This window comes from Frateuria sp. (genome assembly GCF_035695185.1).
In the GTDB taxonomy this organism is placed as follows: Bacteria; Pseudomonadota; Gammaproteobacteria; order Xanthomonadales; family Rhodanobacteraceae; genus Frateuria_A.
Map to the genome: position 1 here is coordinate 1 of NZ_DASSES010000035.1, position 13,879 is coordinate 13,879.

Here is a 13,879-nt window from a genome sequence, read left to right on the forward strand (position 1 = left end):
GGGGGGGAGCCACTTTCACGGTGACCGAACTGGCGCTCGTGCCGATGGCACGCGCGGTGGTGAGTATCTGCGCCTGCATCAGGCGCAGGCGCGCCGCCCAGGCCGGTGAGGACGCCAGGAAGACGAGGCGGCCGTTGCGCAGGTGGGCGAATCGCACCTGCTCGCGCAAGGGTGTCGGCAGCGTCTGGCGCAGGGCACGATCCAACGCATCCAGCTCACCGGCCTTGCGGGCCAGCGAGGCGAACGAACCGCACTCGGCCAGCGGCTTGGGGCCACGGTCGGGACGGCGGGAGGCGGGGGGATCGGCGCGCTGCATGGTGCCGTCATCAGAAGTGAAGAAAAGCAATGCAGATCATACTCGTATCCCGCTCCAGGAAAGTGCCCAGGACCTACGATCTGAGCCAGCGGCGCTTGCGCTGGCGGCTGGTGGGGCTGGCGATGGCAGCGGTGGCCGGGTGTGGTGTGCTGGGTGCCGCCGTGGCGCTGACCGTATCCAGTCCACGCGATCGCGCGCTGGCCGAGATCCAGCAACTCAAACAACAGATCCATCAGCAGGACACGCAGCTGGCGGGAGTGCGCAAGGACTCCCAGCGCGAACTCGATGCGCTGGCGGTCAAGCTGGGCCAGCTCGAGGCGCAATCCACCCGCCTCAACGCGCTGGGCGAGCGCCTGACCGAGGTCGGCAAGCTCGATTCCGGCGAATTCAACTTCGACCAGCCGCCCGCGCTGGGTGGTCTGGAGGACACCTCCGGCAGTGCCTACGCCCTGCCCCCGACCCTGGGCAGGAGCATCGACCAGCTTGCCGGCCAGTTCGATGTCCAGCAGGCGCAGCTGTCCGCGCTGCAGAGTCTGCTGCTTGATGCCAAGATCGATTCCAATCTCAAGCCCACCGGCATGCCGGCTTCGGGTTACATCTCCTCCTACTTCGGTGTGCGCCCCGATCCGTTCGACGGCCACAGCGCCCGTCATACCGGCCTGGACATCGCCGTGCCGTTCGGCGCGCCGGTCCACGCCGTTGCCGAAGGCATGGTCACCTTCACCGGGGTGCGCAGCGGCTACGGCAACGTGGTCGAGATCGACCATGGCAACGGCTACATGACCCGCTACGCCCACAACAGCAAGCTGCTGGTGCGCCCGGGGCAGCGCGTCCACGTGGGCGAGGTCATTTCGCGCGCGGGCTCCACCGGTCGTTCGACCGGCCCGCACGTGCACTTCGAGGTCTGGTACAAGGGCCGCGTGGTCAATCCGCTGGCTTACGTGAAGAGCCACCGCTAGCCGCAAGCCATGCGGGAGCCCTGCGGGCGGTGCCCTGCAGGGCGGGAGCGGTCGGCCTGGTGCCGGTTCCCGGGCGAAACGCGCATGAGCACCCCGCCCACGGGGTGTCCAGGCGCCCTGCCACATCCCCGGTATCGCCGCTCCCTTGAATCCCCGGCTTTCCGCCGCCATCCCGGCCAGTCGGAGCGGCTGTAGTAACATGCCTCCTTTCGCCCGCGTCCACCGCGGGCCTTGAGCCTTCACTGACGGAAGATCGATGTTCAATCGTGCCCTGACCAGCCTTTTCGGCAGCCGCAACGAACGCGTGCTGCGCCAGCTTTCCAAGACCGTCGCGCGGATCAACGCGCTGGAGCCGGAGTTCGAAAAGCTGGATGACACGGCGCTGCGGGACAAGACCGGGGAATTCAAGGAGCGCCTGGCCAAGGGCGAGACGCTCGACAAGTTGCTGCCCGAGGCCTTCGCCGTGGTGCGCGAAGCAGCCAAGCGCGTGCTCGGCATGCGCCATTACGACGTGCAGCTGATCGGCGGCATGGTGCTGCACCAGGGCAAGATCGCCGAGATGCGCACCGGCGAGGGCAAGACCCTGGTCGCGACGCTGCCGGTCTACCTCAATGCGCTGGAAGGCAAGGGCGTGCACGTGGTCACCGTGAACGACTACCTGGCCCGCCGCGACTCGGCGCAGATGGGCAAGCTGTACAACTTCCTGGGCCTGACCACCGGGGTGGTGTACCCGGGCATGGACCATGGCGACAAGCACGCCGCCTACGCCGCCGACATCACTTACGGCACCAACAACGAATTCGGCTTCGACTACCTGCGCGACAACATGGCCCTGTCGAAGGAGCAGCGCTACCAGCGTGGCCTGCACTACGCGATCGTGGACGAGGTCGACTCGATCCTGATCGACGAAGCGCGCACGCCGCTGATCATCTCCGGCCCGGCCGAGGACTCGCCGCAGCTGTACCTCGCGGTCAACCGCATCGTGCCGCAGATGAAGCGGCAGGAGACCGAGGAAGGCACGGGTGACTACTGGGTCGACGAGAAGCAGAAGCAGGTGCACCTGTCCGAAGAGGGCATGGCGCATGCCGAGGAGCTGCTGCGCAAGGTCGGCGTGATCGACCCGGACAGCGGCCTGTACGACGCCCGCAACCTGGCCGTGGTGCACCACCTCAACGCCGCGCTGCGCGCCAACGCCATCTACCAGCGCGACGTGGACTACATCGTGCGCGACGGCGAGGTCATCATCGTCGACGAGTTCACCGGCCGCACGCTCGCCGGTCGTCGCTGGTCCGACGGCCTGCACCAGGCGGTCGAGGCGAAGGAGGGCGTGCCGATCCAGCGCGAGAACCAGACGCTGGCGACGGTGACGTTCCAGAACCTGTTCCGCATGTACAAGAAGCTGGCCGGCATGACCGGCACGGCCGATACCGAGGCGTACGAGTTCCAGACCATCTACGGCCTGGAGGTGGTGGTGATCCCCACCCACAAGCCGATGATCCGCAAGGACAACCTCGACATCGTGTTCCTGAGCCAGGCGGCCAAGTACCGCGCGGTGATCGAGGACATCAAGGACTGCCACAAGCGGGGCCAGCCGGTGCTGGTCGGCACCACCTCGATCGAGGTGTCCGAGCTGCTTTCCGAGCTGCTGACCAAGGCGAAGGTCCCGCACGAGGTGCTCAATGCCAAGCAGCACGAGCGCGAGGCGCACATCGTGGCGCAGGCCGGCGCACCCGGCGCGGTGACCATCGCCACCAACATGGCCGGCCGCGGCACCGACATCGTGCTCGGCGGCAGCCTCGAGGCCGCGCTCGCCGCGCTGCCAGCGGATGCCTCCGAGGTCGACCGCCAGCGCGTCAAGAGCGAATGGAAGAAGCGCCACGAGCAGGTGCTCGCGGCCGGAGGCCTGCACATCGTCGGCACCGAGCGACACGAGTCGCGCCGCATCGACAACCAGCTGCGCGGCCGTTCCGGGCGCCAGGGCGACCCCGGCTCCTCGCGCTTCTACCTGGCGCTGGAGGACAACCTGCTGCGCATCTTCGGCGGCGAGGGCCTGGTGCGCTGGATGAAGCGCTTCGGCATGAAGGAGGACGATCCGCTCGAGGAGCGCATGATCAGCCGCCAGATCGAGAAGGCCCAGCGCAAGGTCGAACAGCACAACTTCGACATCCGCAAGCACCTGCTGGAGTTCGACGACGTCGCCAACGACCAGCGCAAGGTGATCTACCGCCAGCGCGACGAGCTGCTGGAGGGCGAGGACGTGTCGGCCACCATCGCCGACATCCGCGAGGACGTGGTCGAGTCGATCGTCAACAGCCACGTGCCGCCGGACAGCATCGACGAGCAGTGGGACATCGCAGGCCTCGAGCGTGCACTCGACAGCGAGTTCGGCATCGCCACCGGCCTGAAGGCCTGGGTCGAGCAGCAGCATGAGCTGGACGCGGCGCAGATCCGCGATCACGTGCGCGAGGCGATGGACCAGGCCTTCAAGGCCAAGGAGGCGCAGGTCGGCGCCGAAACCATGCGCCAGCTGGAAAAGCACATCATGCTGAGCGTGGTCGACAACGCCTGGAAGGAGCACCTGGCCAGCATGGACTACCTGCGCCAGGGCATCTACCTGCGTGGTTACGCGCAGCAGGATCCCAAGCAGGCGTTCAAGCGCGAGTCGTTCGAGCTGTTCTCCGAGATGCTCGACAGGATCAAGACCGAGGTCGTGCAGATGCTCGCGCGCGTGCGTATCCGCAGCGAGGAAGAGGTTGCCGCGATGGAGGCCGAGCAGCAACGCCTGGCGGCTCGCCTGCAGCAGCAGATGCTCGCCAGCGGCGGCGGCGCGCCGGTCAACGCGTTGGGCAACGAAGCGCCACCACCGGCCCCCGCGGGCACCGTGCACCACGAGGGCCCGAAGATCGGCCGCAACGACCCGTGTCCGTGCGGCTCGGGCAAGAAGTACAAGCACTGCCACGGCCAGCTGGTCTGAGGCTCGTGATCCCTCTCCCCGGCGGGGAGAGGCTCGCGCGGTCAGGGGCAGGGCCCGCGGTGGGCCCTTGGGGGACGCGTCCCCTGGGCAGCCGCGTCGCAAGAGCGCCCTTCGTCCCCGTCCTTCGCTCCACGGAAAGGGCGGTGGACGCTCAGTCCCCGCCCCCCGGTAGCCGCTTGCGGTGTGGCTCGGCGTTCACCGTGATGTACTGCGGCTCTTCGGTGTCCACTCGCAGGGCGGTGAGCTGACCGCCCCACACGCAGCCGGTGTCGATGGCATACACGCCCAGCCCGGCGAAGCGTCCCAGTGCGGACCAGTGCCCGCAGACCATCTTGACCTCGCGCCGGCGCATGCCGGGTACGGCGAACCACGGATAGAGCCCGGGCTTCTGCGAGCCGGGCGCGCCCTTGGCTTCGAAGTCGATGCGGCCGTTGACGTCGCAGTAGCGCATCCGCGTCATCGTATTGATGGTGGCACGGAAGCGCTCGACTCCCTGCAACCGGCTGGACCAGGTGGCCGGGCGGTTGCCGAAAAGGTTGCGCAGCAGCCGCGGATGCCGCGGGCTGGACAGCTCGCGCTCGACTTCCTGTGCGGCACGCAAGGCCTGGCGCAGCGTCCATGAAGGCGCCAGCCCGGCGTGCACCATGCCCCAGCCGAGCGCTTCGTCGTGGTGGAGCAGCTTCTGGTTGCGCAGCCATTCGAACAGGACGGGCGCATCGTCGGCGAACAGCACCTCGCGCAACTCGGGGTTGACCCGCGACTGCGCATCCGGCTTGCGCTGGGCGATCGCCAGCAGGCTGAGGTCGTGGTTGCCCAGCGTGACCACCACGTTCTCGCGCAGGCCATGAATCAGCCGCAACACTTGAAGCGACTCGCCTCCGCGGTTGACCAGGTCGCCACAGAACCACAGCTGATCGCCTGCCGGGTCGAACCTGAGCTTGTCGAGCAGGCGCGAGAGCTCCGGGTAGCAGCCTTGCACGTCGCCGATTGCATATGTCGCCATCAGAACTCGTCCGTCCAGAGCCGGTCCATCGCAGGCGAACCCTCGGTTGTGCGTGCCATCAGTGCAGGGTGCGCGGTATGGACAGCGTGAACGGGGGGATCGGCGCCTCGAAGCGGGTGCCGTCGTCGGCAAGCATCTGGTAGCTGCCGCGCATCGTGCCCACGGCGGTATCCAGCACCGCCCCCGAGCTGTACTGGTAGCGGTCGCCCGGGCGCATCCACGGCTGTTCGCCGACGACGCCGTCGCCGCGCACCTCTTCCACCTTGCCGTTGGCATCAGTGATCACCCAGTGGCGGGTGAGCAGGCGCGCGGGCACGTCGCCGGCGTTGTGCAGCGTCACGGTGTAGGCGAACACGTAGCGGTTGTCGTGCGGCTTGGACTGGTCGGGGACGAAACGGGTTTCGACCTGCACGTCGATCGTGTAGGAAGGTTTGGGATTCATGCGTCGATTGTACGGCCTACGCGCGGGCCTGCGCGTGTAGGCGACCCGTCACGCGGGAAGCTTGGCCAGGCGCACGAAGTCCGCGGGCGCGAGGGTTTCGGCGCGGGTCTTCGGATCGATGCCCGCGTCGGCGATGGCGGCGCTATCGAGCAGGTTCTTCAAGCCGTTGGCCAGGGTCTTGCGCCGCTGCGCGAAGGCCGCCTTGACGATCGCGTGCAGGCGTTGCGGGTCCGCGTCGTGCCGCTCGTGCGCAGCCAGCGGGACCAACCGCACCACCGCCGAATCGACTTTCGGCGGCGGGCGGAATGCGCCGGGGGGCACGGTGAACAGTGGTTCCACCCGGCACGCGAGCTGGAGCATCACCGAAAGTCGTCCATAGACCTTGCTGCCCGGGTCGGCCGCCATCCGGTCGACTACTTCCTTCTGCAGCATGAAGTGCATGTCCTGGATCGCCGCGGCGTGGTCGACGCAGTGGAACAGGATCGGGCTGGAGATGTAGTACGGCAGGTTGCCGGCCAGGCGCACCCGCGGCACGCCCAGGCGCTGCGCCAGCGCGGTGAAGTCCACCTTGAGCACGTCGGCGTGGAGGATCTCCAGCGTGCCGACCGCGCTCGCGCGCGCCTGCAGGCCGGGAATCAAATCGGTATCCAGCTCGATGGCGGTGAGCCGGCCGGCCGCGGCCAGCAGCGGCAGCGTGAGCGCGCCCTCGCCGGGGCCGATCTCGACCACGCGGTCTTCCGGCTTCGGCGCGATGGCGCTGACGATGCGCTCGATGTAGCGCTTCTCGTGCAGGAAGTGCTGGCCGAAGCTTTTCTTGGGTCGGGCGGACATAGGCGGGGGCTTGGGGATGGCTGATGGGCGCAGGTATCAACTGTGGCGCGAGGCGCGCGATGTACGAACGGGCGCCTGCGCTAACCGCCGCCCGGCCCCTGCGTATGCTCGCGCAGGGTTGCGAGTTCCAGCGCCATGCGTGCTGCCGCCACAAGGCTGGACGGGTCGGCGCGACCGGTGCCGGCCAGATCGAGTGCGGTGCCGTGGTCGACCGACGTGCGGACGAAGGGCAGGCCAAGGGTGAGGTTCACGGTGCGGTCGAAGGCCTCGCTTTTGAGTACCGGCAACGCCTGGTCGTGGTACATCGCGAGCACCGCGTCGTAACCCGCGCGTTGCGCTGGCACGAAGGCGGTGTCGGCCGGCAGCGGGCCGGTCAGCTGCATGCCGCGTGCGCGCAGGAGTTCGAGCGTGGGCTCGATCACTTCCCGTTCCTCGCGGCCCAGGTGGCCGCCCTCGCCGGCGTGAGGATTCAGGCCCAGCACCGCGATACGCGGCGCTGTAATGCCGAACTTGTTGCGCAGCTCGTCATGCACGATGCGCAGCGTGCGCTCCAGCACCTGGCGGGTGATCGCCGCGGGCACGTCCCGCAGCGGCAGGTGCGTGGTGGCCAGCGCCACCCGCAGCCCCGGACCGGCCAGCATCATCACCACGTCCACCCCGGCGCGCTCGGCAAAGAACTCGGTATGCCCGCTGAAGGGAATGCCGGCGTCGTTGATCGAGGCCTTCTGCACGGGCGCGGTGACCACCGCGTCGTAGCGCCCCTCGAGGCAGCCGTCGGCAGCCTCGGCCAGCGTGGCGAGCACGTGCCGCGCGTTGCGTGGATCGGGCTCGCCGGGGCGCTCCTCCACCCCCAGCGGTACGTGCCGCACGCGCAGGCTGCCCGGCACGTGCGCGTGCGCTTGGCCGTCGTCGTCGAGCAGGCGAAGGGTCACCCCGCAACGGGCCGCGGCGCGGTGCAGCAGTTCGCGGTCGGTGATCGCTACCAGTCCGGCCGCCAGTGGCATGGCGGTCAGCCGGACCAGCAGTTCGGGGCCGACACCGGCCGGCTCCCCGGCAGTCAGCGCCAGTCGCGGCAGGCCGGCTCTCAAGGCACGGCTCAGGTCTTGTCCTGCGCGTCCGGCTCTTTCAGCTCCGGCACCAGGATATTGACGTAGGCGTCGGCGCGCAGCTGCCGCAGGAAGTCCTCGTAGGCCTGCTCGGCCTTGCGGTTGCCGATCGCCTGGCGCGCCTGGTTGCGCTCGCTCTCCTCGGTGACATCGCTCTTGCGCGTGCCTTCCAGCTGCAGGATGTGCCAGCCGGCCTCGCTCTGGAACGGCTGCGACACCTCGCCTTCCTTGAGCTGGGATACCTGCTGGGCGATCGTGCTACCCCACTGGTCGCGCTGGAACCAGCCCATGTCGCCACCGGCGTTGGCGGTGGTGGGGTCCTTGGAATTCTCCTTCGCCAGCTTGGCGAAGTCCTCGTGCTTGTTGACGATGCGGTTGTACAGGTCCTGCGCCTTCTGCTGCGCCTGTTCGGGCGTCACCAGTTCACTCGGGCGGATCAGGATCTGCCGGGCGTGGTACTCGGTGACCACCTGGCGGCTGGGCGCACGCTGGTCGACCAGCTTGATGATGTGGAAGCCGGTGGGGCCACGCAGCGCCGGGCTGACCTGGCCCGGCTTCATGCCTGAGACGGTGTCGGCGAAGGCCGGCGGGATCTCGTCCATCTTGCGCCAGCCGAGGTCGCCACCTTCCAGCGCGTCCTGGGCATCCGAATAGCGGATGGCCGCGGCGTTGAAATCCATGCCGCCCTTGATCGCGTTGAGGGCCTCCTGGGCCTTGGCCTGCGCGGCGCCGATGTCGGCGGCGGTGCCGCCGGCGGGAATCGAGATCTGGATGTGGGCCAGGTGCACTTCGCCCGCCTTGTAGGTCGGGCTGTTGAGCAGGTTGTTGATTTCGCTGTCGGTGATGTTGACCGAGTCACGCACCACGCTCTCGTGCAGGCGCTGCACCATGATCTGGTCGGCCAGCTGGCCGCGGAACGCGGCGAAGCTCTGCCCGCTCTGTTCGACCGCCTGCTGCAGTTGCTGCGGGGACAGGTGGTTCTGCTGGGCGACGGCGGCGACGGCTTGGTCGACATCCGAGTTGGATACGCGGATCCCCTGTTCACCGGCCTTGGCCACCTGCAGCTTCATCAGCACCAGGCGGTCGAGCACCTGCCGCTCGAGCACGTCGTCCGGCGGCAACCGGCCGGGGTTGCTGGCGTACTGCTGCCTGACCGAGCGCACGGCATCGTCCAGCTCGCTCTGGAGGATCACGCTGTCGTCGACCACCGCGACAATGCGGTCGAGCGGCTGCGTGCCCGAGGCCGTGGCATCAGCCTGGGCTTGCGGCAGCAACTGGGCCTGGACGGGCAGCGTCGTGGCCGCGGCGAGCGCGAGGAGGAGCAGCGCGGTGGGGTGCTTCATCGGTCGGACCTTCAATCGCCTGCGCGGCGATGGTTGGAGGGGACGGTGCTTCGCGGCCGATCTCGCCGGCCGACAACCGTGGATCGCAACGGCGCCGGAAAGTTCGCGCCAGCCGTTACTGATAGCCAAGAATACCACGCCGCAGTACGTCCTCCGCCTGGCCGTTGAAGGCGCCCAGGCCCTTGAAGACGAGCTCGAACATCACCGCGTTGTTGGTCCGGCCACGCTGCGTTACCGGCCCGCTGGCGACGACGTAGTGACGCCCGACGACCCGCACGGCGACGCAGCAACTGTCGTATTCCACGCCGGCCAGTGCCTCGACCGTGCGCTGGTCGCGTACCGAATAGACCCAGCGGCCCAGCAGGCGCCAACGCTCGGAGATCGGATAGATCGCCGAGGCGTCGTACTGCTCAACGTAGTTGCGGCGGAATCGATAGGAGAAGTTGAAGATGCCGTCCGCGCCGATGCGCCGCTGCAGCCCCAGCGTGCCGAGGTTGGTCTGGCGGGTGTTCGGGCTCCACTGGTAGGCGCTGTTGAGACGCCAGCGGTCGTTCAGCTGCACGCCCAGCTCGGCCACATAGTCCGAGCGTGCCCAGTCCGTGGGTGCGGCAGTGGTGGTGGCGCTGTTGGGCAACTGGACGCGCTGGGGCGTGAAGTAGCGGATCTGGCCGATGCTGGCCGACAAACGCTCGACGCCATCGTCGTCCAGCAAGCGGGTGGTGAGCGCCGCGGTGAGGTTGTTGGCGTTCATCTGGCGATCGGCGCCGGAGAACTGGTTGGGCGAGAACAGCTGCCAGTAGTCGAAGGACATGCGCCGCGTGTCGAACACCGGCAGGTCGTCCTGGTTCCGGTAGGGCACGTACAGGTAGTACAGCCGCGGCTCCAGCGTCTGCGTGTAGGCCGTGCCGAACAACGAGGTCGCGCGCTCGAAGATCAGGCCGGTGTCCAGGCTGGCGATCGGCAATGCACGGCTGGGCGTGCGGTCGTCGAAGGGCGAGACCTGGGTACCGAGCAGCGGGCCGCGGAAGCCGTAGTTCGCGTAGTTCGCGTCGAGCTGGTAGGCGGTGTAACGGTAGGCGAGCTTGGGTCGCACGAACCAGGCGGCGCCGCGGAAGTCGGCAGCCAGGTAGGGGTACAGGTCGACCCGGTTGCCTTCGATCACGTTGTCCTTTCGAAAGGCCACGGCCTCGGTGTCGGCACCGAACTCCAGCCAGCGCGTCAATGGGATGTCCAGCCCCAGCGTGGCGCGCGGCCAGCGCTTGTACTGCACCACCGTGTCGGGCAGGTAGGGATCGACGTTCTGATAGCTGTTGGCGCCGAAGGTGGCGTTCCACCAGTTGCCGCGCCCCCGGATGTAGGCACTGGAGGCGAGCGTGCCGACCGAGGAGGTGTACAGGTCGTTGCCGAAGTCGCGCAGGTAGCTGCGGTCGGACGCGCGGTTGATGCTGGTGGCGAACGACCACGGTCCCCACAGGCGCGTGGCATCGTTGTACTTCAGCAGCCAGCGGTCGTTGCCCTTGGTCGGCTCGTTGTCCGAGCTGTTGTCCCCGTGGTCGTTGGGCAGGTACTCGACGTTGAGCTGGCCGCGCGTGCCGGGAACGAGATAGCGGAATTCACCCGCCAGCAGCGTGCCGCGCTGGGTGTAGATGCGCGGTTCCAGTGTGGCGTCGTAGTTCGGCGCCAGGTTCAGGTAATAGGGGATCGCGAACATCGTCCCCGAGCGGTTCGAGCTGCCGAAGGTCGGATACAGGAAGCCGCTCTTGCGCCGGTTGTCGACCGGGAAGGTGAAGTAGGGCAGGTACAGGAACGGCACGTTCGCGAAGCGCATGGTTGCGCCGTGGGCCGTGCCTACCCCGCTGGCCTTGTCGATCTTCAGGGTCCTGGCGCGCACTTCCCACAGGTGATGGCCGACATCGCAGGTGGAATAGCTCACCAGGCTGTAGCGGCTGCGTTGCGCGTCGAGCAGCTCGCCGCGTGCGGCGGTGCCGTTGCCGCGCGACTGCAGCAACTGGTAGCGCACGTTCTCGGCCACGCCGCGGTTAGCTTCGGTGTTGCCGCGAAGGTGATCGGCGCTGAGCAGCTGGCCGGCCTCCTGGTAGCGCACGTTGCCCTGCGCGTCGTAGTCGGTGCTGGCGTCGTCGTAGTCGATCCGGTCGGCGCGCAGCAGCTGGTCGGCGCGCTCGATGCGGACCTCGCCGGAGAGGCGATAGACGGTCCGGTTGGAGCTGTCCACGTGCGCCGCGTCCACGACCGTGTCGGAGGTCTCGCGCAGCGCCGGGTCCCGTGGCAACGTCGGGTCGTAGAACTCGAGCAGCGCGTTGGGCCGGCACAGCGCGAAGCTTTCCGGGCGCGGCGGGCAACGGAAGGTGCCGAGCGGGCAGCTCGTCACGCTGGCGCCGGTGCCGGCGGGCGTGGCTGGCGTGATGGACTCCGGCGATGAGGCAGGAGCCGTGACCTGGGCCTCGACCGGCCCGCCGAACAGGGCAAGGGCGGCGGCGACCGCCATCAGGCGGCGTGGGGGCAGGGCGCGCAGGGTCGTGTGGCTCGGCGTCACGTGGGCTGTCGGCGTTCGTCAGGACGCGTAAAACTAGCAGAAAGGGTGCGTTACCGGCAGGAAACGCCGGGCAGCCCCTACCAAACCCCGCGCCCCGCGGCACCCTTGCAGGAACATGATCGCGAGCGCAACGGACCTCCGATCCGCCGAGGTTGCCGCTCGGACAGGCTCCGCAGGGGGCCCCGCGGACGTCCCGTCAACCGGCGAGCGCAGTGACGTGTGCGGCCACGCTGGCGGCAAGCGCCTGAAGGTCATAGCCGCCTTCCAGGGTCGAGACGACGCGGCCATCCGCGTGGGCGAAGGCAATGTCCAGCAGCCGCGTGGTCAGCCAGGCGTAGTCGTCGGCGTCCAGTTGCAGCTGCGCCAGCGGGTCGGCGCGGTGAGCGTCGAAGCCGGCGGAAACCAGCAGCAGCTGCGGGCGGAATGCGTCCAGCCGGGGCAGCAGGCAGTCATCCCAGGTCCGCCGGAAGCCCTGCCGGCCGGTGCCCGGGGGCAACGGGGCGTTGAGCACGTTGCCCACGCCCGTTTCGTCGGCCCTGCCGCTGCCCGGGTACAGGGGCGACTGATGGGTCGAGACGAACAGTACGCGCGGCTCGCGCGCGAAGATGTCCTGCGTACCGTTGCCGTGGTGGACGTCGAAGTCGGCGATCGCCACGCGCTCCAGGCCGTGCTCGGCCAGCGCATGCGCGGCACCGATGGCGACGTTGTTGAACAGGCAGAAGCCCATCGCGCGGTCCGCGGTCGCGTGGTGCCCCGGTGGGCGCACGGCGCAGAACGCCCGGCCGCCGCGTTCCTCGAGCACCGCATCGACCGCCGCGGCCACGGCGCCGGCCGCACGCAGCGCAGCCTCCGCCGAGGCGGGCGACATCAGGGTGTCCTCGTCCAGGGGAACGGTACCGGCCATGGGGGCGCTGGCCAGGATGCGCGCCACGTACGCCGCTTCGTGCACGCGCTCGAGGGCCGCGATGCCGGCACGTGGCGCCTCGATGCGGTCCAGCGCGGCAAAGCGGTCATGGTCCAGCGCCGCCAGTACGGCGCGCAGGCGTTCCGGAGATTCGGGGTGGCCGGGGCCCGGGTCGTGCTGCAGGCACGCCGGATGGGTGTAGAGCCGCAGCACCGTGGACCTCAGCCGCGCGGGCGCCGCTCGTGCTGCCAGATCACTTCACCGTGGCCGCCGGCTCGCGCCAGTACGCGGCAGATCACGAACAGCAGGTCCGACAGCCGGTTGAGATAGCGCTGTGCCTGCGGTCGCACGGCTTCCTCGCGGGCGAGCGCGATCACCTCGCGCTCGGCACGCCGGCACACCGTCCGCGCCAGGTGGCAGCAGGCCGCCGCCATGCCGCCGCCGGGCAGGATGAACTCCTTCAGCGGAGGCAGCGGTTCGTTGAAGGCGTCCAGTACGGATTCCAGCCGGGTGACGTCGGCGTCCTGCACCATGGCCATGCCCGGGATACACAGCTCGCCGCCGAGGTCGAACAATTCATGCTGGACCTGGGTCAGCGCCTCGCGCACCGCCGGCGGGACGCCCTCGCAGGCGAGCACCATGCCGAGCGTGCTGTTGAGCTCGTCGATGGTGCCGTACGCCGCCACGCGGGCCGAATCCTTCGGCACCCGCGAGCCGTCGCCCAGGCCGGTGCTGCCGTCGTCGCCCGTGCGGGTATAGATCTTCGACAGGCGATTGCCCATCAGTGCGCCTGGCCTTCATGGGCCAGTGCGCGGGTCAGCTGGCTCGCCAGCACGTGCACCGCTGCGCCCAGGCCGACGTACAGCGCGGTCACCTGCAGGAACGGCAGGTACCAGTCACCCATGTTCTCGAGCCAGGCGGCCAGGCTGCGCGGCGCCGGCACGCTGTCGCTCAGCCAGTAGAAGCTGCCGTTGGACACCACGAAGCAGACCGCCTCGCTGACCAGCAGCGCGGCCACGGCCAGGCCCAGGGTGGAGAGCTTCAGGCCGGCCTGATGCCTGGCCAGCCAGCTGCCGCCCAGCCACAGCGCACCGTAGGCGGCGACCAGGAACCAGTACGCCGGCGAGACGCAGTAGTGGCTCCAGAAAGCCAGTCCCTGGCCGGTGATCACCAGGTAGTCGACCAGCACGGCCTCGGCCATCAGCAGCGGGAAGGCCCAGCGACCGGTGCCGCGCAGCCAGAAGCCGGCCAGGAAGAACACGCCCCAGGACGCGTCCGGGAATGCCTCGAAGTGGTGGGTGTGCACCGCGCCGCGGGTAACGGCCATCACCAGGGCGAGTGCCAGGAAGATGCCGAGGCGCTGGTTTCGCGTCATAGCCATGAAGGTGCTCCGTATGCAGGCGGCGTGAAGGGAAAAGGTAGACCGCTAGTTTAGCCGAAGCCCGTC

12 protein-coding genes are annotated in these 13,879 nt (G+C 68.7%); 2 read left to right on the plus strand and 10 right to left on the minus strand.

Annotated features, from left to right (window positions below; genetic code table 11):
* On the minus strand, nt 1-316 hold a 316-nt coding region (locus VFH59_RS02365; RefSeq protein ID WP_325163284.1), incomplete at its 3' end, for a DUF721 domain-containing protein.
* A 29-nt stretch (nt 317-345) separates the two neighbouring features.
* Between VFH59_RS02365 and VFH59_RS02370 the strand changes: the two genes are divergently transcribed.
* A complete protein-coding gene (locus VFH59_RS02370) occupies nt 346-1,275 on the plus strand; it encodes a M23 family metallopeptidase (RefSeq protein ID WP_325163285.1) in 930 nt (309 codons plus the stop codon).
* A gap of 256 nt (nt 1,276-1,531) precedes the next feature.
* A complete protein-coding gene (gene secA, locus VFH59_RS02375; RefSeq protein WP_325163286.1) occupies nt 1,532-4,249 on the plus strand; it encodes a preprotein translocase subunit SecA in 2,718 nt (905 codons plus the stop codon).
* Nucleotides 4,250-4,400: 151 nt separating this feature from the next.
* On the opposite strand, the gene VFH59_RS02380 is transcribed toward secA, so the two are convergent.
* From VFH59_RS02380 to VFH59_RS02420, 9 genes are all read right to left on the minus strand, one after another.
* Nucleotides 4,401-5,252 carry a symmetrical bis(5'-nucleosyl)-tetraphosphatase gene (locus tag VFH59_RS02380; protein ID WP_325163287.1) on the minus strand — a complete coding sequence of 284 codons (852 nt, stop codon included), beginning with the start codon at nt 5,250-5,252 and terminating at the stop codon, nt 4,401-4,403.
* A 58-nt stretch (nt 5,253-5,310) separates the two neighbouring features.
* Complete coding sequence (gene apaG / locus VFH59_RS02385) at nt 5,311-5,694, minus strand: Co2+/Mg2+ efflux protein ApaG (RefSeq protein ID WP_325163288.1); 384 nt, start codon at nt 5,692-5,694, stop codon at nt 5,311-5,313.
* Nucleotides 5,695-5,742: 48 nt separating this feature from the next.
* Nucleotides 5,743-6,525 carry a 16S rRNA (adenine(1518)-N(6)/adenine(1519)-N(6))-dimethyltransferase RsmA gene (rsmA, locus tag VFH59_RS02390; protein WP_325163289.1) on the minus strand — a complete coding sequence of 261 codons (783 nt, stop codon included), beginning with the start codon at nt 6,523-6,525 and terminating at the stop codon, nt 5,743-5,745.
* A gap of 80 nt (nt 6,526-6,605) precedes the next feature.
* On the minus strand, nt 6,606-7,613 hold the full coding sequence (gene pdxA, locus VFH59_RS02395; protein WP_325163290.1) for a 4-hydroxythreonine-4-phosphate dehydrogenase PdxA: 1,008 nt from the start codon (nt 7,611-7,613) through the stop codon (nt 6,606-6,608).
* Nucleotides 7,614-7,621: 8 nt separating this feature from the next.
* Nucleotides 7,622-8,974, minus strand: coding sequence for a peptidylprolyl isomerase (locus tag VFH59_RS02400; protein ID WP_325163291.1), 1,353 nt, complete (start codon nt 8,972-8,974; stop codon nt 7,622-7,624).
* 115 nt (nt 8,975-9,089) lie between these two features.
* A complete protein-coding gene (locus tag VFH59_RS02405; protein ID WP_325163292.1) occupies nt 9,090-11,528 on the minus strand; it encodes an LPS-assembly protein LptD in 2,439 nt (812 codons plus the stop codon).
* Nucleotides 11,529-11,724: 196 nt separating this feature from the next.
* Nucleotides 11,725-12,642 (minus strand): histone deacetylase family protein, encoded by a 918-nt coding sequence (locus tag VFH59_RS02410; protein ID WP_325163308.1) that lies wholly within the window; start codon nt 12,640-12,642, stop codon nt 11,725-11,727.
* A gap of 11 nt (nt 12,643-12,653) precedes the next feature.
* Nucleotides 12,654-13,214, minus strand: coding sequence for a cob(I)yrinic acid a,c-diamide adenosyltransferase (locus VFH59_RS02415; RefSeq protein WP_325163293.1), 561 nt, complete (start codon nt 13,212-13,214; stop codon nt 12,654-12,656).
* On the minus strand, nt 13,214-13,813 hold the full coding sequence (locus tag VFH59_RS02420; protein ID WP_325163294.1) for a hypothetical protein: 600 nt from the start codon (nt 13,811-13,813) through the stop codon (nt 13,214-13,216). The genes VFH59_RS02415 and VFH59_RS02420 overlap by 1 nt, the downstream gene beginning before the upstream one ends.
* Nucleotides 13,814-13,879 lie beyond the last annotated feature (66 nt).

Bases quoted from the DNA above. Each gene is read 5' to 3' on its own strand.
- VFH59_RS02370 (WP_325163285.1), top strand. From the start codon at position 346: ATGCAGATCATACTCGTATCCCGCTCCAGGAAAGTGCCCAGGACCTAC.
- secA (WP_325163286.1), top strand. From the start codon at position 1,532: ATGTTCAATCGTGCCCTGACCAGCCTTTTCGGCAGCCGCAACGAACGC.
- VFH59_RS02380 (WP_325163287.1), bottom strand. From the start codon at position 5,252: ATGGCGACATATGCAATCGGCGACGTGCAAGGCTGCTACCCGGAGCTC.
- apaG (WP_325163288.1), bottom strand. From the start codon at position 5,694: ATGAATCCCAAACCTTCCTACACGATCGACGTGCAGGTCGAAACCCGT.
- rsmA (WP_325163289.1), bottom strand. From the start codon at position 6,525: ATGTCCGCCCGACCCAAGAAAAGCTTCGGCCAGCACTTCCTGCACGAG.
- VFH59_RS02400 (WP_325163291.1), bottom strand. From the start codon at position 8,974: ATGAAGCACCCCACCGCGCTGCTCCTCCTCGCGCTCGCCGCGGCCACG.
- VFH59_RS02415 (WP_325163293.1), bottom strand. From the start codon at position 13,214: ATGGGCAATCGCCTGTCGAAGATCTATACCCGCACGGGCGACGACGGC.
- VFH59_RS02420 (WP_325163294.1), bottom strand. From the start codon at position 13,813: ATGGCTATGACGCGAAACCAGCGCCTCGGCATCTTCCTGGCACTCGCC.